At 59.3% G+C, this 25173-nt stretch carries 18 protein-coding genes; 10 read left to right on the top strand and 8 right to left on the bottom strand.

Features of this window, described 5'->3' with window-relative positions; genetic code table 11:
• Positions 1-484: 484 nt before the first annotated feature.
• The gene (locus tag Q4E11_RS04280) at positions 485-2179 is read right to left on the bottom strand and encodes an FAD-binding oxidoreductase (protein ID WP_303163933.1); all 1695 of its coding nucleotides are present in this window, start codon (positions 2177-2179) and stop codon (positions 485-487) included.
• Between the two features lie 192 nt (positions 2180-2371).
• Here Q4E11_RS04280 and Q4E11_RS04275 point away from each other — a divergent pair, with 192 nt between their 5' ends.
• A complete protein-coding gene (locus tag Q4E11_RS04275) occupies positions 2372-3331 on the top strand; it encodes a diacylglycerol kinase (RefSeq protein ID WP_303163932.1) in 960 nt (319 codons plus the stop codon).
• A gap of 60 nt (positions 3332-3391) precedes the next feature.
• On the opposite strand, the gene Q4E11_RS04270 is transcribed toward Q4E11_RS04275, so the two are convergent.
• The 6 genes from Q4E11_RS04270 to Q4E11_RS04245 all read right to left on the bottom strand — a co-directional run bounded on the left by Q4E11_RS04270 (position 3392) and on the right by Q4E11_RS04245 (position 12069).
• Positions 3392-5284, bottom strand: coding sequence for an ABC transporter ATP-binding protein (locus Q4E11_RS04270; protein ID WP_303163931.1), 1893 nt, complete (start codon positions 5282-5284; stop codon positions 3392-3394).
• Between the two features lie 61 nt (positions 5285-5345).
• Complete coding sequence (locus Q4E11_RS04265; RefSeq protein ID WP_303163930.1) at positions 5346-6698, bottom strand: phosphotransferase; 1353 nt, start codon at positions 6696-6698, stop codon at positions 5346-5348.
• Between the two features lie 40 nt (positions 6699-6738).
• Positions 6739-8493 carry a maltose alpha-D-glucosyltransferase gene (treS, locus tag Q4E11_RS04260; RefSeq protein ID WP_303163929.1) on the bottom strand — a complete coding sequence of 585 codons (1755 nt, stop codon included), beginning with the start codon at positions 8491-8493 and terminating at the stop codon, positions 6739-6741.
• Between the two features lie 105 nt (positions 8494-8598).
• Entirely contained in the window at positions 8599-10023 is a 1425-nt protein-coding gene (locus Q4E11_RS04255; RefSeq protein ID WP_303163928.1) for a PH domain-containing protein, read from the bottom strand.
• Positions 10023-10511 (bottom strand): PH domain-containing protein, encoded by a 489-nt coding sequence (locus Q4E11_RS04250; protein WP_303163927.1) that lies wholly within the window; start codon positions 10509-10511, stop codon positions 10023-10025. The genes Q4E11_RS04255 and Q4E11_RS04250 overlap by 1 nt, the downstream gene beginning before the upstream one ends.
• 277 nt (positions 10512-10788) lie before the next feature.
• Positions 10789-12069, bottom strand: a complete 1281-nt coding sequence (locus Q4E11_RS04245; protein WP_303163925.1) for a carboxylesterase family protein — start codon at positions 12067-12069, stop codon at positions 10789-10791.
• A gap of 78 nt (positions 12070-12147) precedes the next feature.
• Here Q4E11_RS04245 and Q4E11_RS04240 point away from each other — a divergent pair, with 78 nt between their 5' ends.
• Both Q4E11_RS04240 and Q4E11_RS04235 read left to right on the top strand, forming a co-directional pair.
• Complete coding sequence (locus tag Q4E11_RS04240; RefSeq protein ID WP_303163924.1) at positions 12148-14202, top strand: M3 family metallopeptidase; 2055 nt, start codon at positions 12148-12150, stop codon at positions 14200-14202.
• Positions 14203-14272: 70 nt separating this feature from the next.
• A complete protein-coding gene (locus Q4E11_RS04235) occupies positions 14273-14476 on the top strand; it encodes a hypothetical protein (RefSeq protein ID WP_303163923.1) in 204 nt (67 codons plus the stop codon).
• A gap of 328 nt (positions 14477-14804) precedes the next feature.
• Here the strand turns inward: Q4E11_RS04235 and malQ are convergent, their stop codons facing one another.
• Positions 14805-16991 carry a 4-alpha-glucanotransferase gene (gene malQ, locus Q4E11_RS04230; RefSeq protein WP_303163922.1) on the bottom strand — a complete coding sequence of 729 codons (2187 nt, stop codon included), beginning with the start codon at positions 16989-16991 and terminating at the stop codon, positions 14805-14807.
• Positions 16992-17145: 154 nt separating this feature from the next.
• Here malQ and Q4E11_RS04225 point away from each other — a divergent pair, with 154 nt between their 5' ends.
• The 7 genes from Q4E11_RS04225 to Q4E11_RS04195 all read left to right on the top strand — a co-directional run bounded on the left by Q4E11_RS04225 (position 17146) and on the right by Q4E11_RS04195 (position 25166).
• Positions 17146-18978, top strand: coding sequence for a long-chain fatty acid--CoA ligase (locus Q4E11_RS04225; RefSeq protein ID WP_303163921.1), 1833 nt, complete (start codon positions 17146-17148; stop codon positions 18976-18978).
• A gap of 226 nt (positions 18979-19204) precedes the next feature.
• Positions 19205-19891: a hypothetical protein gene (locus Q4E11_RS04220; RefSeq protein ID WP_303163920.1), complete on the top strand. Its 687-nt coding sequence runs from the start codon at positions 19205-19207 to the stop codon at positions 19889-19891.
• Positions 19892-19893: 2 nt separating this feature from the next.
• Positions 19894-21063: a radical SAM family heme chaperone HemW gene (gene hemW / locus Q4E11_RS04215; RefSeq protein ID WP_303163919.1), complete on the top strand. Its 1170-nt coding sequence runs from the start codon at positions 19894-19896 to the stop codon at positions 21061-21063.
• Positions 21064-21072: 9 nt separating this feature from the next.
• Positions 21073-22110 (top strand): heat-inducible transcriptional repressor HrcA, encoded by a 1038-nt coding sequence (hrcA, locus tag Q4E11_RS04210; protein ID WP_303163918.1) that lies wholly within the window; start codon positions 21073-21075, stop codon positions 22108-22110.
• A 2-nt stretch (positions 22111-22112) separates the two neighbouring features.
• The gene (dnaJ, locus tag Q4E11_RS04205) at positions 22113-23240 is read left to right on the top strand and encodes a molecular chaperone DnaJ (RefSeq protein ID WP_303163916.1); all 1128 of its coding nucleotides are present in this window, start codon (positions 22113-22115) and stop codon (positions 23238-23240) included.
• A gap of 55 nt (positions 23241-23295) precedes the next feature.
• A complete protein-coding gene (locus Q4E11_RS04200) occupies positions 23296-24102 on the top strand; it encodes a 16S rRNA (uracil(1498)-N(3))-methyltransferase (protein WP_303163914.1) in 807 nt (268 codons plus the stop codon).
• 38 nt (positions 24103-24140) lie between these two features.
• Positions 24141-25166, top strand: a complete 1026-nt coding sequence (locus Q4E11_RS04195) for a PhoH family protein (RefSeq protein WP_303163913.1) — start codon at positions 24141-24143, stop codon at positions 25164-25166.
• Positions 25167-25173 lie beyond the last annotated feature (7 nt).

Raw genomic sequence — 25173 nt, 5'->3', positions numbered from 1 at the left:
CATTATCGATGACAGGCGCGGATAGTATTCCGAAAATTCTAGGAAGGAGACACATCGATGGCTATGCACCCAGCGCTCGCTGATATTGCACCATCGCTGCAGATGTGTTGCTGCTGTCTCCAGTCCGTGCCGCCGCAGACAGGTCGAAATTAGAAAAAGCACTCGGTCATCTTAGAACCGTCACGCTGTTTGTTGGTCGCACGGACGACATCGCCTCGTATAAGCCGACCAGCCTCCGCTTGGAAATGCAGATATTGCCACTTTCCAGCGTCTTATCAGTAAAGAAGCGACAGCGAAAATGACCGCAGCACTTGAATCTTTTACTCTCGACGACTACGTTTCCCTGTTCATTTATGATGGCCCAACGTCGCCGGAAATCTATGCCAGTGAACTGGTGAGCCTGGCTCGCTAGCGACTGCCAGCTAGGGCCTGCCAGGCTCGACCAGTCGGGCTACCGACGCTGCTGACGGAAAGAAGATGAAAGTTAAATCATCTTTCCGTCGTAACGCTCGGACAGAGCGTGCGGGCCGGTGGCGAGCTTGCCCGGGTTGAGGATGCCCGCCGGGTCGAGCTCCTTCTTGATGGCGTGCATGACCTTAGTGAACAGCTCGGTATTTTCCTCGTAGTACTGCGGGCTGTGGTCCTGGCCGACACCGTGGTGGTGCGTGATGGTGCCGCCGAATTCCATCATGGCATCCGAAGCGGCAGTCTTGATATCCATCCACTGCTGCAGGATCTCGCCCTCGGTCTCGCGGAAGAAGTACGTGAAGTACAGCGAGCAACCGGACTCGTACATGTGGGAGATGTGGCAGAAGACGTACACCGGGGTGCCGTGCTTCTCGCCGGCAGCTTCCATTGCAGTTGCGATTTCGCGGCGCAGCTTGACGGCGTTGTCCCAGGTCGTTGCGGTCTCCAAGGTGTCGACACCGACGCGACGAGTCATCATGACATCGCGCAGGTACGGCGAGGAGAAGCGGTGGTTGACCCAGGTCATGCCCGGGATCGAGCCCATGCGGACGCACTTCTTGGTCAGCAGGCGAGCGGCCATGCGCTCACGGGCGACGCGGGCGCTGACCGGGTCGGTCTGTGCAAAGCCGAAGATGACCATGCATGGGGTGTCGATGCCACGGAACTTCAGGTACTTAGTGACCTTCTCGTACAGGCTTGCCGAGCCCAGCTGAGTCAGGCCGAAGAGTGTCTCCTTTTCATCGGAGAGACGAGCCAGGTGCGGAATGTCGCCGTTCTGCTCCAGAATGCGCAGCTCTTCAGCAGCTTCCTCAAAGGAGTTGAAGAAGTAGGTGTCGAACAGCATCTGCTTTTCCGGACGCTTGTTCAGGGCGATGGTGACATGCGTGATGATGCCGAAGGTGCCCTCGGAGCCGAGGAAAATCTCGCGCGGGTTCGGACCCGACGCCGACGACGGCATGTCGCGGAACTCCATGGTGCCGGCAGGCGTGACGACGCGCATGCCAATCACGTTGCGGTCAATGCGGCCGTAGCCGGAGGATTCCTGGCCTGCCGAGCGGCAGGAAACCCAGCCACCGACGGTGGAGTACTCGAAGGACTGCGGGAAGTGACCGGCGGTGAAGCCCTCAGTCTTCAGTGCCTTTTCCAAATCTGGGCCGAAGACACCGGTTTCAACCGTGACGGTGCCGGCGATCGGGTCAATCTCCAGGATGCGGTCGAACGCGGTCATGGAAACTGCGATGGCCTTGCCCATGCCGCCGTCGAGAGCTTCGACGCCACCGACGACCGAGGTGCCGCCACCGAATGGCACGATGGCAATCTTGCGCTCTGCACACAGGGTGAAGAGGTCCTCGATGTGCTTTTCAGTCTTCGGCAGCACGACAGCATCTGGTGCGATGTCGAGCTTGGCTGCGCGCAGGCGAGCCAAGTCTGGGTAGGAGCGGCCGACAGCGTGCTTTACGCGGGTGTCGTGGTCGACGGCGACGGCATCTTCGCCCAGGATCTTGCGCAGCGCTGCAATGTCATCTTCGCTCAGGCGGCTCTCCGGAATTTCGACCTCAGAAAGCCGGCGCGGAGGATTGTTGGCCTGAAGGGACATGCCAATTTCGCGCTGCAGCAGCTTTTCACTGGATTCGGTGATGGGCTTGTCGTTGCCATCGACACCCCAGCCCCACCAGCGCATACGGTATGGAATTGCGGTCTTGTTAGCCATGAAGAAAGTCCTCCCAAGGGACGTAGTGGACGTGTTTTTCACCGAGTATTTTGGTTTACACTTGTAATCATAGCGTAAAGTCGTTACGTTTTCGCCAAATTCGTCAAATCTTCTTGATAAGCTTTGTTATAGGAGCGCTAAGCACAGCGCCTACCTCTCCCACAACTGCACGCAAGAGTAGGTATTTCAGTAATGAATGCTAAAGATAAGAATCTTGATTACCCCCTCGGGACAACCGAGATTCGCACCCTCGCACTAGTCACCAACCCGCATGCAGGGCATGGTGCCTCCCAGTTTGCCTCAAATCGAGCAAGCCGTGTGTTCGCAGATCGCGGCATCGACGTCATTGCTCTGCAAGGTGCAAACCCTGAGGATGCCCGCATGCTCATCCGCGAGGTTATCGCAGACGGCCGCATTGATGCATTGGCCGTGTGCGGTGGCGACGGCATGATTAACCTTGCCCTGCAGGAACAGGCCCAGACTGGTATTCCACTGGGCATCATTCCGGCGGGCACCGGCAACGATCACGGTCGCGAATACAACCTCCCGCGCGATGACGCCCGGGATGCAGCACACGTCATCGCCGATGGCTTCTGGACCACCACGGATCTCGGCCGAATCACGAGCGCAGACGGCGATCAGCGCTGGTTCGGCACCATCATGTGCGCCGGTTTCGACTCCATCGTCTCCGACCGCGTCAATCAGATGAAGTGGCCGCACGGCCGCAATCGCTACAACCTTGCCATTGTCCGCGAGTTCCTGGCATTCCACTCGCTGCCGTTCCGCATCACTCTCGATGATGACCGCGTCTTGGAAGATCCAATCACCTTGGCCGCCTTCGGTAACACTCGTTCCTACGGTGGCGGTATGAAGATCTGCCCGCAGGCCGATCACTCCGACGGTCTGATGGACATCACCGTTATCGGTAAGGCCGGTCGCGTCAAGGCGGCCCTAGCCTTCAAGTCCGTCTTCGATGGCACCATCGAGAAGATTGGCGAAGTCCAGACCTACCGCGCCAAGAAGGCCCATGTTGAATACATCGGTCCTAAGCGCACGATGAACGCCTACGCCGACGGCGACTTGATGTTCCCGATGCCGGTCACCGTGGAAATCGTGCCGTCCGCCGGTCGCTACATCGTGCCGCGTCCCTAGTAGGACACAGCGGCAGGGGAGCCGTCGTCAAGCGTGCATATTCATGCTTGACGACGCGCACTACCCCTCGATGCCGTATTTCTTCAGGCGCATCCTGTCCGCCGCAGAGGCCGAGGCCGTCAGACGCAGCAGCTCGGCGTAGATGCCGTCAGTTTGCGCCAGCTCGGCAGGCGCGCCGACCTCGTCGACATGACCATCGCGCAGAGTGACGATGGTGTCCACATCGGAAATCGTCGACAGGCGGTGGGCGATAATGACGGTCGTGCGGCCTTCCATCAGCTTGTCCAGGCCGCGCTGCACCTCGCGCTCGGCCTTGGTATCCAGCGCAGAGGTGGCCTCGTCGAGAATGAGCAGCGGAGCGTCCTTCAAAATGGCGCGCGCAATGGCAATGCGCTGCTTCTGACCACCGGAGAGCTTCAGGCCACGCTCACCAATGGTGGTGTCATAGGCCTCGGCAAAACCGCAGATGAAATCATGCGCGTTGGCCTTCTTAGCTGCAGCGATGATCTCCTCGTCGGTGGCATCGGGCTTGCCGTAAGCGATGTTTTCGCGGATAGTCCCGGAAAACAGCGAGGAATCCTGGAAGACCACTGCAGAGCCGGCGCGCAGGTTTGCACCGGAGACCTCAGAGACATCCGAGCCCAGCACGCTCAGGCGACCGTTCGTCGGAGCGTAGAAGCCCAGCAGCAGGTTCACAATGGTGGACTTACCACCGCCGGACTCACCGACCAGGGCAATCTTCTGATTTGAATAGGCCTGGAAGGAGACGTCGGTAAGCACTGGCTTGCCCTCTTCGTAGGCGAAGTCCACGCCGTCGAAATCCACAATCGGCTTGCCTGCGGCCTGCTGTGCGGCGGCGTGCGCCTGGGCCGCTTCGTAGGCGTGCTGGTTGGAATCCGAGACCTCAATCTCTCCGCTATTGGCGCTGGCGGCGTCAATGAGCACCGCGTCGGTGCGTGGCTCGGGGATCAGCGCCATGGTCTTGAAATAGTCGCGGGAACCGGCCACTGCGCGTTGCGAGGCATCGACGAGGAAGCTCATCATCTGGACTGGCTGGCGAGCCATATTAATCAGCTGAATAAGCATGACCATGGTGCCGATGGAGAAATCGCCCGACAGCGTGCGCAGGAAAAGTACCAGGTAAATACCGGCAAAGATGACATTCAAAATGCCGCCGCGCAGCGCGTCCATGCGGTGCCACCAGGAGGACTGCTCGCGGGTCAGCGAAATGGTGCGACGGAAGCGGGAACCGAAAAACGCAATCTCGCGAAGCTCTGCGGTGAAGGAACGAACGACCTTGACCTGGCCGATGACCTCGGCAAATCGGCCACCGGCGGTGTCAATCTGCTGGTTCTTCTTCGCCTCAATCTTCTGCCAGCGCTTGGACGTCAGCGCGGTCAGCAGCGTGTAGACCGGGAAGATGATGATCAGCAAAATCGCCAGCGGCCAATAGTGCCACGCGGTAATGACCAGTACGGCACCGACGGTCAGCAGCATCGGGAAGAAGTTATTGGAAAACGCCTGGAGGAACTGCGTGATATTGGTAATCGAACGTTCCAGGCGCGCAATTATCGTGCCCGTGACTTGGCTGTCGAAGTAGCGCTGCGGCAGTGACAGCAGCTTGGCGTAGTAGCGAGTCGACAGAATTTCTCGCATGCGCGCGGTCATCACATCGCCGAGATAACCGCCGATATTGTGGACAATCGTCTGTGTCAGATCCGCAGCTAATAGGCCAATGACCAGCCAGATGACTGTCCGCATGGTGTCGGACATCACCGCGTCGCTGACGCCATCGCCACCGGAGATGGTGCCAACAATCGCGTCAGTGGCATCGCGGACCAAAAATGGGCTAATCAGGGCTGCTGCGGCGGTTGCCAGCGAACAGATAATCACCCCGATGTAGAAAGGCCAAAGCACTTTAGTGGTGGACAGAATTCTGCTCAGCAGATGCACGAAAGACCTCTATCTTGCTTGCGGGATGACACCGCGCAACCCTTATACGTTTAGAAAAGTCCTATCCTAACAACTTTTCCACGGCACCCAGTGGCAGAGCCAGCCAGTTGGGTCGATTCTGAGCCTCATACAGACACTCATAAATAGCCTTATCCAGCACAAACGCCTCTAGCAGTGCTTCGTCGCCGGCATCGCCATAGCCCTCGAGGAAAGCATCGATATTGCGACGCGCCCACTTACCGACGCGCTCTGTGGCAGCCTGTGTGTCCTCACGGCCAGTCAAAAGGGGATAGTGCGCCGCATAGTCGAAGGAGCGAATCATGCCCGCAATATCGCGCAGTGGATGATCCGGCAGTCGGCGCTCCTCCCATGGACGCGATGGCTCACCTTCGAAGTCAATCAAACGCCAGGAACGCGGTGTGCGCAGGACCTGTCCCAAGTGCAAATCACCGTGGATTCGCTGGACGACGGCGCCACCTTCCGGCACTGCGGCCTCCGCGCGGTCAAAGACTTCTCGCGCACGATCCTTGACTTGCGCAATTTGCGGGACAACCTCAGCGACGAAGTCAAGGCGAGCGTGCAGCGGTGCCACCAGCTCTGCGCCGGTCAAGCGCTTCTTTACTGCGACTGCTGCGGCGAGGCTGCTGTGGACCGCGGCGACGGCCTCGCCCAGAGCCTTGGACTCAGAGGCGAAGTCAGTGCCCAGTTCCGCCAGCGGAACATCGATTTCGCGGATGGCATCGCGGACGGCGCCGAGAGCCAGCTCCCACCCATCCACCGAATTCGGCGCAAATTCCTGCAGCATCGCAGTGGTGTAGGAATCCTCACCAATGGTGGTTTCCACCCAGGCGTAGAGCTCCGGCACATTCTTGCAGTCCGCCTGCGACAAAGCGGCCAGCAGTTCCACATCGGCGTTGGTGCCGGGGTAGAGGCGACGGAAGAACTTGCACATCACACGGTCATCGAAGATGACGGAAGTATTCGATTGCTCGACCCCCATCGGGCGGCCGACTTCGGGGTGGGGCAGTTCAGTGCCGGGCACCGTGTGCAATTCCATGCTGCCCAACTTGCCTTCGTCGGCAAGCACCTTGCCAAGCGCGGTGATGGCATCGGCATCGACGAGTGCGTCGTAGCCGACAACGCCCTCGGCGCGGACGAGAATTGCCTGGTCGTGACCGTCGGGGACCTCGTCGGCCCAGGCGATGGGAAGCTGGTAAGTCGGCGTGGCATCTTCGGTGTGCACGCGAATTAGCGCGATATCCACGTCGGGGGTCTCCGGAATATTGCGCAGGACGGAGTCGAGCGCGAGGATTTCCACATGGTCGATATCAGAGGCCTTGTCCGCGAAGAAGCGCATCTTTGGCAGCGTTTGCGCCAATTCCGTGGCAATAAGATCAGCGGTGGGAGTACTCATGTCGTTTGTTCGCCTTTCGTGACTTGTCAGAGTTGTGCCGCTATTTCTTCTGCGTGGAAGCAACTGGTGCATCCGAGATTGCTTGCGCAACCGGAATCGTCGGTGCCGCCATCGAGGCACCTGCTTCACCAGTGGTCTCCGGTGGCACTTGAATTTCAAACCAGTAGAAGCCGTGGCCGGGCAGGGTGATTTGGTAATTGTCGGAGCCGATTGTTGGGAATGGCACCGAACCCGTCAGCTCCACAGGAGTGGCACCGGCGAACTCGGACAGATCCAACGACACGGCAGCTGGATAGGCGGATAGGTTGTTGACACACAGCAGAACTTCATCGCCGTGTGTGCGCAGATAAGTAAGGACAGAGGCGGTGTCGCTGTTGAGCTCACGGAAATCACCAAGACCAAAGGCCGAGTAGCGCTTCCGAACCTGAATCAGACGACGCAACCAATTCAACAGGGAATTTGAGTAGCTCGCTTGGTTTTCCACATTGACCGCTTGGTAGCCGTAGGTCGCATCCTGAATGGTTGGCAGGTAGAGCCGTCCTGGATCGGCCTTGGAAAAACCAGCATTGCGGTCAGGTGACCACTGCATTGGAGTGCGCACACCGTCGCGGTCGCCGAGCCAGATGTTGTCGCCCATGCCAATTTCATCGCCGTAGTAGAGCACAGGTGAACCCGGCAGGGACAGCAGGAGCGCATTGAAGAGTTCCAGCTGGTTGCGGTCATTTTGAAGCAAGGGCGCTAGACGACGGCGAATACCAATATTGGCCTTCATCCGCGGATCGTGCGCGTACTCGGCGTACATGTAGTCGCGCTCGGCGTCGGTGACCATTTCCAGCGTCAGCTCGTCATGGTTGCGCAGGAAGATACCCCACTGCGCGGACGAGGGAATTGGTGGCGTGGATTCCAGGATTTCCGAAATAGGGAAGCGGGACTGTTTGCGCACCGCCATGAAGATGCGCGGCATGAGTGGGAAGTGGAAGGCCATGTGGCACTCATCTCCACCGACTTCCGGATCCCCGAAGTATTCGACAACATCGGCGGGCCACTGATTGGCCTCAGCCAGCAGCACGCGGCCAGGGTATTCCTCATCCATGACTTTGCGGCAGCGCTTGAGAAACGCGTGGGTTTCCGGCAGATTTTCGCAGTTCGTGCCTTCGCGCTCAAAGAGGTAGGGAACCGCGTCGAGGCGGAAACCGTCGATGCCCAGGTCAGACCAGAAGCGCAGCACATCCAGCATTGCTTCCTGAACAGCTGGATTGTCGTAGTTCAAATCCGGCTGGTGAGAAAAGAAGCGGTGCCAGTAGTACTGGCCACGCACCGGATCATAAGTCCAGTTGGAGTCCTCGGTGTCGACGAAGATAATGCGCGCACCGGAGTAAGTATCCGGATCATCGGTCCAGACATAGAAATCTCCGTATGGTCCATCCGGGTCTGTGCGCGACTGCTGGAACCACTCATGAGTATCCGAGGTGTGGTTCATCACCAGGTCGGTAATAACGCGGATACCGCGCTCATGGGCAGCGTCGAGGAGTGCCTTGAAATCCTCGACCGTTCCGAACTCATCGAGCACTGCGCGGAAATCGCGGATGTCATAGCCGCCGTCGCGCAGTGGTGAGTCATAAAAAGGCGGCAGCCACAGGCAGTCGACGCCCAGCCATTGCAGATAATCGAGTTTTTCGGTCAGCCCTTGTAAGTCGCCGGAGCCGTTGTTGTCCGAGTCGAAAAAGGCGCGGACAAGCACTTCGTAGAACACCGCGCTGCGGTACCACTCGTAGTCTGTCTTGGCTGTAGTCATAAAACCCAGAGTAACGATTCGGCTGCAGGTGTGCAGGGGAAAATTGTGCGCTACTCCGGCGAAACGACCTGCAAGTTGGCTCCCCGGTGCCGTCGAAGAAAGCGGCTAAACCACCTTGTGGTCTTCGATTACACCAGCCAATTCGTACGCATCATCCAACTCCAACTGCGCCGCCACCGGAGTGACCGCACCCGGCACCATATCGATTTTGACGCAGCCTACCCCGGCCGCCTTTTCAAACGGATTAATTGACAGCGTATGGCCCTGAATCCGCTGCCAGGGAACGATATATTGCGTATGCCAGAATCGGCCTTTCGTCACTAACAGACCGCGGTGCCGGGCCTCAACCTTCTGGTACTTCCAATCGATGGGGCTCAGCCACCACGCCGCCCGCGGAGTCTCCCAGGTCCCCAGCAGGTCATCCTGCGGCGCCACCCCGGCGATCTCCGTCATCAGATACTCAGTAATTCCACGCAGCTGGTCATTTCCCGCCACCGGCACGAGAGTGTTGTGCCCAGCCGAATCCCCGATGTCATAGCCAGCCACGGACACCTCCGCGCGTGACCACTTCCAGTGCCGCCACCACAGCGGCTGAACGATCTTGATGCCGTGGACACGATCAATCGGAATCGTCTGCGCGCGCGTGGACAGCAGGCCCGCCGTAATCGATAGGCGCCTGCTTATCGACGATGTCTTCAGCGTGAAATCCCATGACTGATTCAGGACACCAAAAAGGCCGACGGCAAAGGTGATGATAACAATCAGCGTGGTGACGGAGATGCCGGCGAGGATTTCCAACACAAAGTCAGGAAAGATTGCTGCAACAATAGCGACAACGATGATGGTCGGAATGATGAAAAGCGCAGGGCCGACAACTATGGATGCGGCCAGCTGCCCAACCTCGATGGGGCCAAAGATGGTCCTGGTATCGGCAGCCGGACGCAGCCCAGGTGCGCCAGCATTGGCGGTAACAGTTGGATGCGAGGTGTCAGTCTGCCCCGTGGCGCCTACCGAACCTGCAGCGTCTGCCTGACTGTAGAGTTCCTGCGACAGCTCGGTATCGAGGTTCTCCACTTCCTTTAAAACCTCAGCGCGGAATTCCTCGCACTGCTCCGGCGTTAGATACTGAATCTTGAAGTGAGAGTCCTTGCCACCTGCGGTTTCAATGACAATTTCCGCCAGGCCAAAAATGCGAGGCAAAAGTGGTCGGTTGATATCCACCGCTTGGACGCGGTCAAGGCGTGCTGCCCGGCGCGAGCGTATTAACCAGCCCGAGCCGTAGCGGACCTCGTCATCGGTGAGCTCGTAAAACGTAAACTTCCAGGACAGCCAGGAAAAGAAAGCAATGAGGGCAATGGTGACTAATACTGCGCCAATGCCAATTACCAGGCCGAGCCAGGCCATTTCATATAGGAGCGTGCCAACTTCGGTGACCAGTTGCCACATATTGGCAAGGCCGAAAGCGATAACCGCCGCTATTGCAGCAAAGCTCTTGAGAAGGGGCGTCAGCGGATGGACTTGGTGCCTCATTACAGACCTGCCATTCGGTCATGAGCACGCTTGGACAGTCGGTCGCGAAGCGCCAGTGCTTCCTGCCTCGGCAAACCGTTAACTGCTGCATCCGAGCTGGCAGATGCCGTATTGAGCTTGAGCTTTGCCAACCCAAATGCGCGCAGCAGAGGTCCTTCATCAATATCGATAAATTGGATGCGACCGTAGGGGACTACGGTGACCGAGCGCCACCAACGACCAGAGGCAACAAAGAAATCAGTGTCTCCCTCGAGATAACGGTGCGCTCTGACTTGACGGCCAATCAACCAATACAGCCATGCGTAGATGAGCACGCAGGCAGCGAATCCAAGCCACATCCATGAATTCCATACCACTGCAATAACAGCAGCTGCTATTGCCAGCGGTGCCAGGACAATAGTGGCACTAATGCGTCGCGCCTTCGCTAGAGCGGGGTCGACTGGATGTAGCGCCGGATTTTCTGGGCGTAGTAAATCGATGGGCTCCATGGTCGATAGTTAAACATATTGTGTAAAAGTGGAACGCATGGTCGTGAGATATGGATTCATGCGGAGAACTGGTTTATTACAGTCACCAAAAAGTTTGCGCCTGTTCAGCCGGTTCGGATACAACAGTGGCTATGGACCGCAGGAAAATCATTGCCGTACTCATCACACTCATCACTATTTTGTCCTGCGTGCAGCTCTACAACTTCTTCCAATCGCTGCCCGCATAGTTTGCCCGCGTAAAGTACCTGCTGCGTACCGCCCTGCAGCTTACCGCGTGCTAAGCGCCGAAAAGCTGACGTGGGGCAGCCCACGCATCATCAGTTAGCCCTTCGACAGCAGCTGCATCGGCACCGGCGAAGGTTGTTACCGGTTTGCCCTGGTTATAGCGCGGCAACCGTGATGAACCATCGCGGATGAAGTCAATGGCCACCTGATGAAATGGATGATTAGGCTCCATGCCGCCAAAGAATCGAGCAATATCAATGCAATGCGGCGCACCACTGGTGCGCCCCGCTGGCGCGTAACCAAGCCCTTCACCAGGCTCGAACTGCGCCGCCCACACATCCAGCCCAGCTGCCACAGACCGCTCCGCAACTTTCACCGCATACGAGCGAACTGCCGAGTCCGAAATCACATGCCCCATCGGACGATCTACATAAGCGGCCGTGGGGAAGATGCCAGTGCCCTGATGAGTGCGGGCATAGCGCTTGGCCAACCACATGTTGAAAGGCATATCATCCATCGCCACCACCGGCGGTTCGGCGAAAAACTCCTCGCTAGTTGTCGTCACCATTGTCGGAAGCGTCGGGGTAAAACTGTCGAATCGAGGTCCCACCGCCGGATCCGACGGCGAGGCCGCCGAAATTAGTTTCTGGGCCAGGGCAACCCTGGTTTCGTCGGCACGCGAAAAAACCTCCGACGAGGGTGCACGCCCGACGCCGACGGCGGCGAGGACGCGGCGGAGCGGTGCGCCTGCCAGCAGCGAAAATGCCGGTGACATGGCGATGATGCGCTGAATCTGACCGCGTGTGCGTCGGTCGCTGGCCAGAGTGAGCGCGAGTGCGGCGCCTGCGGACTGACCGGAAATGGTGATGTTGTCGATATCGCCGCCGAAGGCCGGTGCGTTACGACGGCCCCACTGCAAAGCCAGGAAGAGATCATCGATGGCTCGGAAGTTTTCGGCCTGACTATCGCGCCAAAAGCCCTCCAGCCCCTTGCGGTAACCGAGTGAAATGGTGACGATTCCCGCCTTGGCGAAGGCACTGGCATCAGTCCATGGCTCGGAGGGGTGCCCGAACTCATAGCGGCCCCCGTGAATCCACAGCAAGACGGGGTAGGGGACATGCGTCGGATGCGACGGGGCAGGGGCGGTGACGGTGACAACCAGTTCGCGCTCGGGCTCAGTGCGCTTGGTGCCTGACTGCGGACCATCGGCAACCGGCGAGGCCTGGCCAAACGGCGCGGCATCGGCGTAGTCAATGTTGAAGACCTGGAACACGCCATCGCGAATCCGGCCGGTCAGGTCGCCGCACGGTGCGGAAATGGTCGTCGTAGTCATAGGCGGACACGTCTCCTTTTCTCATGAGCCCCGTTGCAGTCACACGATAATTTTCGTCAGGCTACAGTTGAGTTCACTATGACCAATGATGCACGAAACCCATTGTTGACACCGTCGGAATTGTTCTGCGAATTGCCAGATTTTTCAGCAATCGAAGACAGCCATGTCCGAGAGGCATTCAGCGAGGCCATGGAGCGCCATGCCCGCGAGATTGATGAAATTGCCACGTCGTCGGAGCCGCCGACCTTTGTCAACACCATCGAGGCGCTGGAGAGGGCAGGCCAAGATCTAGAGCGCGTGGCCGCGTACTTTTTTAACGTCGCAGGTACGGATGCCACCGATGTCCGTATGGAAATCGAAGCTGAAATCGCGCCGAAGCTGTCTGCACACCTGGATAGCATTCGCATGCGCAGTGACCTGTGGCAGCGCATCAACGCCATCGACAGCGTCGAGGATACCGCTGACCCAGCAGAGGCGAAGCTGCTGCTGAAGAAGGTTCGCGAGGATTTCCAGCGCGCCGGTGCATCGCTTTGCGATGAAGACAAGGCAGAGCTCAGCCGCATCAACGGACGCCTGTCAGAGCTGTCCACGGCTTTCGGTGAAAACCTGCTGAAGGACACCGCCGCGCGCGCCGTCGCAATCTACAATCGCGAGGAGCTTGCCGGGCTTTCCGACGATGCCATTGCGTCCTTTGCCGCCTACGCCAAAAAGGCGGACACCGATGCGCCGTGGCTGATCCCGCTGGACCTGCCGTCGACCCCGGCGCAGCTGGCTGATCTGGACAATCCAGCTACTCGCGCCAAGCTCTACGAAGCCTCGCTGGCACGTGCCGGTGCGGATTCCGGCGAGTTCGACAACACCGATATCGTGCTCGAAATTGTGCGACTGCGTGCCCGGCGCGCCCGCCTGCTTGGCTATGACACCCACGCGGACTATGTGATTGCCAATGAAACCGCGACGACGGCTGAGGCCGCACGCAAGCTCATTGCCGACCTGGCACCGGCGGCCATCGCTAACGCACAGGGCGAGTACAAGCGAGTAGCAGATTTGGCAGGCGATGAGGAAGTCACTGGCGCTGATTGGCCGTACTGGGGGCGCCGTCGTAAAGCGGAAGAACTCGCTGTCGATACCGAGGAGCTGAAGAACTACTTCGAGCTGCACCGTGTGATTGAAGATGGCGTTTTCTACGCGGCGCACAAACTCTACGGCATCGACGTGGTCAAGCGCGATGACCTGCAGGGGTACGCGCCGGGCACGACAGTGTGGGAGGTGCGCCAGGGCGGTGGCGAGACTATCGGTCTGATCATCACGGATTATTTCTCACGCCCGACCAAGCGCGGTGGCGCGTGGATGAGCTCCTTTAGAGATCAGTCACGTCTGCTCGGTCGCCTGCCGGTGGTCGTCAACGTCATGAATATCGCGGAGACTGAGCCCGGCACTCCGGTGCTGCTGACGCTGGATGAGGTCACCACCGCTTTCCACGAGTTTGGCCACGCATTGCACGGCCTGCTTTCCGATGTCACGTACCCGACCTTCTCTGGTACCAATGTGCCGCGTGACTTTGTGGAATTCCCCTCGCAGATCAATGAGAACTGGGCGCTGGAGCCGTCGATTCTGGCCAACTACGCCTTCCACGTGCGCACCGGCGAGCCCATTCCGGCAGAACTGGTGGAGTCGGTGAAGAAGGCTCGCACTGCAGGTGAGGGCTTTGCGACTGTCGAGTACCTCGCCGCCTGCGCCATCGATCTGGCCTGGCACAGCCTCACAGAGGAGGAAGCGAACAAGGTCACCGATGTCGATGCCTTTGAAGCCGATGCCCTGGCTGAACTGGGGCTCGACGTCGAGCACCTGTCGCCGCGCTACCGCTCTCGCTACTTCAATCACATCTTCGCCGGCGGGTACTCGGCGGGCTACTACTCCTACCTGTGGGCAGAGGTGCTCGACGCCGACGGCTTCGGTTGGTTCGTCGACAACGGCGGCGCCACGATCGCCGGTGGCAGCCACTTCCGCGAGGAGATTCTCTCCCGTGGCGGCGCTATCGATTTCACCGAGGCCTACCGCGCCTTCCGCGGTCGCGACAAGGACATCCAGCCGCTGCTGGCTCGCCGCGGTCTGCTCGGCACCGACGCTTAATGCTTGACGACGACGCCTGCGACCGTCGCCTGCTAGGAGTTAACGTGGCCGACAGTGTAGGTTGACACTCATGGCAGAAGCATTCGACAACATGGGGCAGTGGCTAATTCAGCTGCCCCTGCTCGCGCAGATAAGTGTTCTGTGCGTGGTTCTGCTGCTTGTCGGCGGTGTGGTCGCCTTCGCGCTGGTGGGCGCTGTCGATATTGTCGGCGGTCGCATTCGCAGGTTGTCGCAGCATTCACGGGCTCGTCGGCAAGCACGTCGTGAAGCGTGATGAGCCGTTTCGCCGATATGTATTAGGAAAATCGTGTTAAAGGACTAAGGTTGAATAGTCCGCAAAATTTCGCAGTAGGGAGTTGAGCAAGCATGCGTCGGTCGAGGCACTCGAAGGTTCTGCTCGCCTTAATCGTGCTTCTCATTATTATCCTCGTTGCTGGCGGAGTCACTGATTTCGAGTTCTAGCGCTAGCACTCGGTGTGCTAGCTCGCCTGACTCGCGCCAGTCCACGCGTATTCCAAACTGGGGGCGCGTATGAATTTTTTCGGCTTATTTTGCCGTTTCGTTCATACACGCCCCCAGTTTGGTTTAGTGGCGGCTAAAAATTACCGGCAGAAGGTCGGGTAATTAGGAAGGTCCTCGACCACGACGGCCTTGCCGGTGGCATCCGTCAGCGGAATGCACCAGTTCGGGTACTGATCATGCGTCGTGCCCGGCTGATTCTGGGTGCGGCGGTCACCGACCATATCCACCAGCGCCAAACACTTGAGTGCCGATGGCGTCTTATCCAGGAACCGGTGCAGGCCGTCGACCAGAGCATCGATATCCGGCAGGTTGTCACGGGTAAGCGACTGCACATCCATGTCGGCGACAGCGGTGCCCTCATAGCATCCGGCATCCTTGGCGGCACCGATGACCTTGCGAATCCACTCGAAGTCGCGGCGATCTTCCTCGTCGACATCGGACACCAGAATGCCCAGGCGCTCCCGCAACGTGATGTGCTCACCAGCGAGGTAACCGGCCGTCGGCGGCAAGTCATGAGTGGTGACAGAGGACAGACACAGACTGCGGTAATCGCTCGGGGCCTTCGGCCACTCGCCGTTGGACTCAAACCACACAATCGAGGTGCCCATGATGCCGCGGGAAGCCAGGTAATCCTGTACCCACGGTTCAAACGTGCCCAGGTCTTCGCCTACAACCAAAGCGCCTGCGAGTTCCGCTTCGAGAGCCAGAATTCCGACCATGGCCTCATGGTCGAAGTAGAGGTAGGTGCCGTTGACAGGCGATTCCATGCGTGGCATCACCCACAGGCGGAACATACCGAGAACGTGATCCACACGAATACCACCGGCGTGGCGGAGAATCGTGCGCAGCATGTCACGCCACGGGCGGTAACCCGCCTCTGCAAGCTTGTGAGGATTCCACGGCGGCTGCGACCAGTCCTGGCCAAACGGGTTGAAACCATCCGGCGGAGCACCGACCGAAATGTCCGGGGCCAGCCAGTCAGCCAGGTTCTCAGCATCGGAGCCACCGGGGTGCACGCCAACGGCTAGGTCGGCCATGATGCCAATACGCATACCGGCATCGAGTGCGACCTGCTGCGCATCTCCCAGCTGCTGATCCAGAATCCACTGCACCCACAGGTGGAAGTGGAAGATTTCCTCCCGCAAGGACTCGACATTGGTGTGGTTGCCCAGCGGCGGCACCAGTTCTGAATTCTGGGCCTCGCCATTGCGGAGGGCGTCACGGGCAGCGGCGCGATCTGCCATTTCTCGGTCAGTGCACCAGGCTGCGTAGTCATAGATACCGCGACCTTCGGCTTCCAACCAGCGCTCAAATTCCGCCTGGCGTGCACTGGACAGCGGCACCTTGTGAATTGCCCGCAGCACCTTCAGCTTCGCAGCGTAGATGGGGTTGCGGTCAATCTCCTCGGAGCTGTGATTAAGGGCGTGGAACGAGGCCGCCAACTCACGGGCCTCATCTGCCTCGTCCTTGTCCAGGTATCCGAATTCGTCGATAAGCTCCGGGCGAGCGTAGATCGGGTTGACGTAGCGACGCGTCGTCGGCAGATACGGAGAATCCTCCACAGGCGGCAGTGGCTCGGCGGCGTGGAGTGGGTTAATCAGCACGAAGTCGGAGCCTGCGTGCTCGGCGCTGACCTGCGCCAAATCGCCGAGAGTAGCGAAGTCGCCGATACCCCAGCTGCGCCGGGAACGCACGGAGTACAACTGCGCCATCACGCCGTGAGCGGGATCTTTGACGTACTTGTCCGCAGTGGACAGGCGATTGGGAGTCACCGCCAAATCGCACTCCGCGACATTGTCACCATTGACCGCGTGGAGACGGTGCCAGCCCAGTGGCAGATCTTCCGGGATTGCGAAAGAGGCTTCACCGATCAGCTGATCGCCGACCTGACGCGGCGCGGTAAGGTGGTGAACTTGGGCACACGGCCACTCGGCGCCATCGGCGAGCTTGACCGAAACGCTCACGCTACTGCCATGTGGGACGTGGACGAATATCTGTTTAAATTCGCCCTGACGTGCAACTACTACTGGTGGTAGAAGCCGGGACCACTGCTTATCGGCCCATTCTGTGCGGGCCTGATTGATGTCGTCATCAGTTGGGTTGTCGCCCAAATCGATGTCGAGAGCGGCGAGGGTTTTCAAAATCGTCTCACGTGAGACGTGGACGAGTTCGCCCTCGGTGGAGTAGTAGGAGACCCCTACGCCGACGTCTTTAGCGAGGTCAGCAAGAGGAGAGGGTACGGGAGGATTGGATGCTGCCTGTGTCACTCTTTCAATAATGCCAGTTTCGAAAAACTTTGCCAGAAGTAAGCCACATCACTTCGTTATCGAAATATTTTGAGAAATCACAACGGCGCCCGGTCTGATGTTCTAAGTTGTTTTCTAACAAAGCCAACGACGGAAAGTAGGAGCTTGTAACTCGATGCGTGAATACACTACTGAGGCGAAATACGTCATCGGCGAGGATGAAACCATCATTACCTCGCTGCGGGAGCTGGTGCGCAAGCGCCCGAAACTCGTTCTGTTTACTCGGCCGAAGAACTTCGAGTGGGTCAATGTGACCGCGCAGGAGTTTTATGACGAGGCCCGTGCCGTCGCCAAGGGTCTGATTGCAAACGGTATTAAGCCGGGTGACCGAGTGGCACTGCTCAGTGAAACCCGCTACGAGTGGAACCTTCTCAACACCGGTATTTGGATGGCCGGTGCCGCCGTCGTTCCAATTTATGGTTCGTCCTCCTCCGGCCAGATTCGTTGGATTATTGAAAACTCCGGTGCAGTCTTCGCATTCACTGAGTCGCGCGAGCACACCGATCGCATGAAGCCGCTCATTGTCAAGGAGGGCGGGAACGGCTCTGAGGGGGAGTCCCAGTTGCGCCGCGTGCTGGAAATCAACGCTTCCGGCGTCGACACCATTAGCTACGAAGGCCGCGACATCGAGGACGAGGTCGTCGAGAACATCATCGACGACACCAAGGCTGATGACCTGGCTACCGTCATTTACACCTCCGGCACCACTGGCCGTCCAAAGGGCTGCGTCCTGCTGCACAGCAACTGGTTGGCAGAGGCCCGCGCCATCCTCACCAACGAGATTGGTCTTATTGCCCGCCCAGGCAATCGCATCCTGACCTTCCTGCCGCTGGCACACGTGTTGGCACACGCCGTCTCCCTGGCTTCGATGATTGCCGGTGCAACGCAGTCGCACTGGTCTGACACCAAGACCGTTACCCTCGAGTTCCAGCGTTCCCGCCCGCACCTGATTCTCGGAGTGCCGCGCGTGTTTGAAAAGGTCCGCGACGCTGCCTACGCTTCCGCCAAGGAAAAGGGTGCTTTCGGCCAGGCAATGTTCGAACGTGCTGAGGCCACCGCCATCGAGTACTCCAAGACCCTGGATACGCCAGAGGGGCCGTCGCGGGCACTGAAGCTGCGCCTGAAGCTGTATGACCGCTTGGTATTTGCAAAGATTCGTGAGGCTATGGGCGAGGCCGTTCAGTACACCATTTCTGGCGGCTCGGCTATGTCCTCTGACCTGGGGCACTTCTTCCGCGGTCTCGGTGTCACCGTTTATGAAGGCTATGGCTTGACTGAGTCCACCGCTGCGTTTACTGTTAATAACCCGAGCCACCAGATTATCGGCACCGTTGGCCGTCCGGTCGGTGGCTGCTCCGTCGCCATCAACGATGACGGTGAAGTCCTGCTCAAGGGGCCAGTTGTTTTTGACCGCTACTGGAAGAACGAAGAGGCCACCAAGGAAGCCTTCATCGACGGCGAGTGGTTCAAGACCGGTGACCTCGGTGAGCTGACTGACGAGGGGCACCTGAAAATCACCGGCCGTAAGAAGGACCTCATTGTCACCGCCGGCGGTAAGAACGTCGCCCCAGGCCCAATGGAAGACCGCATGCGCTCGCATCCGCTGGTCTCCGAAGCCGTGGTTATCGGCGATGGTCGTCCGTTTGTCTCGGTGCTGGTCACTCTCGACCCAGAGGCGCTGACCAAGTGGAAGATTGAGCACTCCATTCCAGAGCACACCTCGATCCGCGAGCTGGCCGCCTCCAGCGCTGTGCTGCGCGCTGAAATTCAGGACGCAGTCAATGCCGCCAACGAGTTGGTGTCCCACGCGGAGTCTATTAAGAAGTTCCACATCCTGGAAAATCAGTTCACCGAGGACAGCGGCGAGATGACCCCGACCATGAAGGTCAAGCGCAACGTTGTGCTGGATAACTACTCCCGTGAGATTGAGGCTCTCTACCAGCGCTAATCCTGGTGTGGAGCTGCGGAAGTAGTCGCGCGACGACGATCGCCACCGCAATCGGCAGCGTGTTGCTGCGCCACTAGCGCCCCTCACCCAATTAAGGTGAGGGGCGCTAGAAATTTTTACGGTGTTTTCAGATTCCACCTACACCACGCGTCAATGCCACAAGGCACAAACCCGTTGACATAAGTGTGGCCGGAGTCTGCCGAGTAGGCCGCGGGAGGGCTGGGCGATGATAAACCACTTCGATGCTCGGCTACGCCTGCGCGAAGTGACACAAGAGCTCTACGACATCGGCGATGAAGTTGCCGAGCACATTGAACATCTCGCCCAAGCAGTGGCGGATGTAGACCGCGAGCTGGTCGATGAATGCGTGCTGGAACTTGCCGATATCGTCGATGAGGCGGTGGAAGATTGCCGTCCGCTCATCGGTGAACTCGATGGGCTGCGGCAGGCCTTTACCTCCGGCATCCGCTCGGGGCGCATCGGAAACATCTCCGCCAATTCCTCGGCGTGCCAGCACCCGCACCCAGTGCCAAAGTCGCTGGACGTGCAGTCGCTGTCGCTGATTCCAGCGCCGTTGAAGCCCCCAGTGGCAGTGCCGACTGTCACGCAGGCGATGATTGCCCGCTCGGATGCCGTCGCCTCCTACCTGGAGGAACTCGCCGACTGGGTCTCGGCCGAAAACATCCGGGGAGTGGAAAAGCTCGGCGCCGTCGTCCTGCCACAGCTCTACGCGCAGTCCGGTCGACGCGCGCTGTCTGCCGCTGCCGCCTGGTGCGTTGCGGTGCCGGAGACGCATCCGGCAGTTGCCAATGCGCTTCGCGGTCGCAGGCCACCGGAGTTTTTGATGGAACGAGCCCGCATTGATGAGATTGTCCGGCGCGTCAAGCAGCGCCGCGCCAAGGAGCATGCGTGACTGTGACTGAGCCACACACCGATTCCTTCGGTGTCTACTTGCACGTCCCCTTCTGCGCCACCCGCTGTGGCTACTGCGATTTCAACACCTACACCGCAGGTCAGCTAGGAAGTGGCGCAACGCAGGGAGATTACCTCGACGCCATCGTGCGGGAGCTTGAGATGGCCGTCGAAAAGCATCCCGAACTCGCACAGCAAGCCAGCGGCGGCGCTGAGACGGTCTTCGTCGGCGGCGGCACGCCGTCACTGCTGGGCGCAAGTGGTCTGCGCCGACTCCTAGACGGAGTGCGCAATTCCTTCGGGCTTGCCGACGGCGCCGAGGTGACAACCGAATCGAATCCCGAGTCGACCTCACCAGAATTTTTCGCTGGTTTGAAGGAGGCCGGCTTTACCCGTGTGAGCCTTGGCATGCAGTCAGCCGTACCTCATGTGCTGGCCACTCTCGACCGCACGCATACGCCAGGACGCCCCGCCGCTGCCGTGGCGGAAGCCCGCGCTGCTGGATTTGAGCACATCAACCTCGATGTCATCTACGGCACGCCCGGTGAATCCATGGCGGATCACGACACCACCTTGGATGCCGTGCTGGCCACGGACGTCGATCACGTTTCGGCGTACTCACTCATCGTCGAGCCCGGCACCGCGATGGGGCGCAAGGTGCGTCGCGGCGAGCTGCCCATGCCTGACGACGATGACCTCGCCGACCGCTACGAGCGCATCGATGCCGCACTGTCGCAAGCCGGTTTTTCCTGGTACGAAGTGTCCAACTGGTCTAAGCCGGGCGGTCAGTGCCGTCACAACATGGTCTACTGGCGCGACGGCAACTGGTGGGGTGCAGGTCCCGGTGCTCATTCGCATTTAGATGGCACGCGTTTCTATAACGTCAAGCATCCCGCACGGTATGCCGCGATGGTGTCCGCGGGGGAGTTGCCGATTAAGGACTCGGAGGAGCTGACCGCCGAGGACCGCCACACGGAAAAAATCATGCTGGGGCTGCGGCTGGCCGAGGGCATTGAGGCGACCGTGCTTACTGAGGGGGAGATTCGCAAGGCTCGTCGGCAAGCGGATGCTGGCATGTTGCGATTCGTGGAGACCGGCGCTGGCCAGCGGATTCAGTTGACTGATCGTGGGCGTTTGCTGGCCGACGCAATTATTGTTGACATCCTTAGTTAAACTATCCGCATGTCATCTCAGACGGATAAGCGCAGGCAGGAAGTTCTTCGGGCAATTGTCTCGGATTACGTAGCCTCCCAGGAGCCCGTCGGCTCGAAGGCTCTGGTGGAGCGCCATAATCTGGGCGTGTCCTCAGCGACCATTAGAAATGACATGGCGGTGCTGGAAGCCGAGGGGTATATCCAGCAGGAGCATGCCTCCTCGGGGAGAATCCCGACTGAGAAGGGTTACCGCCTCTTTGTGGACAACATCTCGCAGATCAAGCCGCTGTCCCGAGCGGAGCGGCGCGCAATCTTGGAGTTTCTCGAAGGCGGTGTTGATCTCGAAGACGTGCTGCGACGCAGTGTGCAGCTGCTCAGCCAGCTAACTCGCCAGGTGGCGGTGGTGCAGGTGCCGACGCTGGAGGTCTCCCGTGTGCGCCACTGCGAGGTGGTCCAGCTTGCGGACGTGCGTCTGCTCCTGGTGGTCATCACCGACACCGGCCGAGTGGAACAGCGCAACGTCGAGCTGCCCGCACCAATCGATCCCGATCTGGTGCCGCTGCTGCGCGACCATTTCAACCGGGCAATGGCGGGGCACACGCTTTCCGACGCTTCGATCGCGATATCCGATTTGGCGGCGAATGCGCCGCGTGACCTGCGCGATGCCATTATTCGTTGCTCCACGGTGCTGGTGGAATCGTTGATTGAAAAGCCCAATGACAGGCTCATCCTGTCGGGTGCTTCGAATCTGACACGTGGTAATATGCACGGTCGCTTACCTTCCACGCTGCCCATGGTCCTCGAGGCACTTGAGGAGCAGGTCGTTGTGCTCAAACTGCTGTCGGCGGCACAGGACTTGGATCGAGTTCAGGTGTCCATTGGCGAAGAGAACGAAGACGAGGAGCTGCGCGGAACCTCAGTGGTATCGACCGGATATGGCACCGGCACTGAGATTTTGGGCGGCATGGGAGTAGTTGGCCCAACATTTATGGATTATCCGGGAACAATTTCCTCGGTTGCTGCTGTTGCACAGTACGTTGGCCGGGTATTGAAAGGAAGTAGCTAAAGTTGGCACGCGACTATTACGGCATCCTCGGAGTGGACAAGGACGCTACGGACGCTCAGATTAAGAAGGCGTACCGAAAGCTGGCGCTCAAGTACCACCCAGACCGTAATCCGGGTGATGAAGAGGCTGCAGAGAAGTTCCGTGAAGCCTCTGAGGCAAATGAGGTTCTGCTAGATCCTGAAAAGCGTCGGATTGTGGATATGGGCGGTGACCCACTAGATCCGCAGGGCGGCATGGGCGGCGGCTTCGGTGGTTTCGGCGGCGGTGGCGTCGGCGATATCTTCGAGGCTTTCTTCGGCGGTGCCGGTGGCACCCGTCAGCGTCGTTCGCGCGTACAGCCGGGTGCTGATGCACTGCTGCGTATTTCGCTGGGATTGGATGAGGCCTTTACTGGTGTCCGCAAGCCAATCACCGTCGATACCGCGGTTCTCTGTGACAAGTGTGAGGGCACTGGTTCGAAGTCCAAGTCGAAGCCGAAGCCGTGTACCAGCTGTAACGGAACGGGCGAGATTCAGCAGGTCCAGCGCTCCTTCCTGGGCAATGTTATGACCTCGCGTCCGTGCCCAACCTGTGAGGGCACCGGTGAGGTCATCCTGGATCCGTGTAGCAACTGCGCCGGTGACGGTCGTGTTCGCGCACGCCGTGACCTGACTGTCAATGTTCCTGCCGGTATTTCCGACGGCATGCGCATCCGCATGGCCGGACAGGGCGAGGTAGGCCCGGGTGGCGGCCCAGCTGGTGACCTTTACGTGGAAGTCGAGATGGAAAAGCATCCGGTCTTTGAACGTGAGGGCGATGACCTGCACGTGAACGTCGATGTGCCGATGGCCGATGCTGCACTGGGCACCGAATTTGAGGTCGATGATCTGCTCGGTGAGCCAATGACCATCAAGGTCGATGCCGGCACGCAGCCGACTGAAGAGGTTCGATTGGAAGGCAAGGGCATGCCGCACCTGCGCGGTGAGGGCAACGGCGACATTGTCGCCCACGTCAATGTCACGGTGCCGACCAAGCTGGACCGCCGCTCTCGCGAACTGCTGGAGAAGCTGCGTGAGCACCGCAATGATGATGCGAAGGTGGCCGATGCCCACGAGGGGCACGGATTCTTCTCCCGTTTCCGTCGCCGCTAGACGGTAAGACGTGCGCATATTAACTGTCACCAAAACTTGTGAGTGTGAGCGATAGATGAGTTTGCCTGTCTTCCTCGGGGACTTCTCCGAGCTTCCACGGGTAAAAGAAGTCCTGCGAATTCACGGGCCGGAGGCAAAGCACATCAGCGTCCGCCGGCTGAAGGAAGGCCAGGAAGTTCTACTTGCAAATGGTGCGGATTTAGTAGTGCGTGCCCGCCTCATGCACGTTGACCCGCGTGAAGTGCACGCACAGGTGTTGCACGCTGAAAAGCGCCCGCGGCCACTGCCGCATGTGACAGTGGTTCAGGCGCTGCCGAAGTCGGACCGTGCAGAGCTCGCGGTGGATTTGATGACCGAGATTGGCGTGGACGAAATCATTCCGTGGGCTGCGCTCAATTGCGTCGCCAGATGGAATGGCTCAGCCAAAGAGACCAAGGCCAGGGCGAAGTGGCAGGCCGCTGCACGCGAGGCGGCTAAGCAGGCGCGTCGCGCGTGGATTCCGCCGGTAGCCGCACTGCACAGCTCCGCCGATATTGAGCAGCTTATTGAGAGCACCGTGGCCGATGGCGGGGTAGCAGCGGTGCTGCATGAAGAAGAAACGGCGCCGTTTGTGGAGTTTGCTGCCAAGGCTGCCGATGCATCCAAGGTACTTTTCATCGTCGGCCCGGAAGGTGGAGTCAGCCCCGCTGAGCTGGAGGCCTTTACTGCAGCCGGTGCCAGCTCGGTTGTGTTGGGTCCGACCGTGCTTCGCAGTGCCCTGGCAGGTGCTGCCGCGATTAGCGCGCTGGGGCCACTGACAGGGCGGTGGGCGACTGATGGCGCCGACAATTCCGATGCCGTAGATACCGAAGACGCTTCCTAAGGGGAATTGATCCGCGCGGTCAGTAGGATAGATACATAATGACAAAGTATTCAGTAACCGCTCGCACCAGCGCGGTAGTCGAGCTCGATGATGCACTTGCACCCATTGTGGTTGGGCAGGCGGATCAGAATCTGCGCCTGCTGGAGTCGATGCTGGCAGCGGACATCCATGTTCGCGGCGGTGTGGTGACAATCAAGGGAAAGCCCGCCGACGTCTCGCTGGCAGTTCGTGCCTTCAAGGAACTGGAGTCAATGGCCCGCCGTGGCCATGAGCTCTCGCCGGAGTCCGTCCGCCACGCAGTGGGCATCGTGGACCGTGGCGAAAAATCCGCCAGTGAGGTGCTCGGCGGTGGCATTGTCACGCACCGCGGCAAAACCATCCGACCAAAGACGGAGGGTCAGAAAAATTACGTCGATGCCATCGACCGCTTTAATGTGGTCTTCGGCATCGGTCCTGCCGGTACTGGTAAAACCTTCCTGGCCATGGCAAAGGCCGTGGCTGCGCTCAAGAGTAAGAAAGTCGAGCGCATTATCCTGACTCGCCCTGCGGTGGAGGCCGGCGAGAACCTGGGTTTCTTGCCCGGTACGCTACATGAGAAGATTGACCCCTACCTGCGGCCACTGCATGATGCCATGCGCGAGATGCTGGAGCCGGACCTGATTCCGAAGCTGATGGAAACTGGGGTAGTGGAGGTCGCACCGCTGGCGTATATGCGCGGTCGCACGTTGAACAACGCCTTCATCATTCTCGATGAGGCTCAGAACACCACTCCAGCGCAGATGAAGATGTTCCTCACCCGCCTCGGTTTCGGTTCCAAGATGGTCATCACCGGTGATGCCAGCCAGGTTGACTTGCCACGTGGGCAGCAGTCGGGGCTTGCCGTCGCCCGTGAAGTCCTGCGCGGAGTCCCCGGCATTGCGTTTCCAGCGCTGGGCTCGGCTGACGTGGTACGCAACCCATTGGTCACCGCAATTGTCGAGGCATACGATGACTACGATGCCTACAACGAGGGCATTGAGCAGGGTGCCAAGCCAGCTAAGAAGAAGTCCGCGAAGACGCGGTAAAAGGACG

The organism is Corynebacterium sp. (assembly GCF_030532195.1).
Classification (GTDB): domain Bacteria; phylum Actinomycetota; class Actinomycetes; order Mycobacteriales; family Mycobacteriaceae; genus Corynebacterium.
Note: the sequence above shows the minus strand (reverse complement) of the source record. Positions and strands in the feature narration are given on the sequence as shown.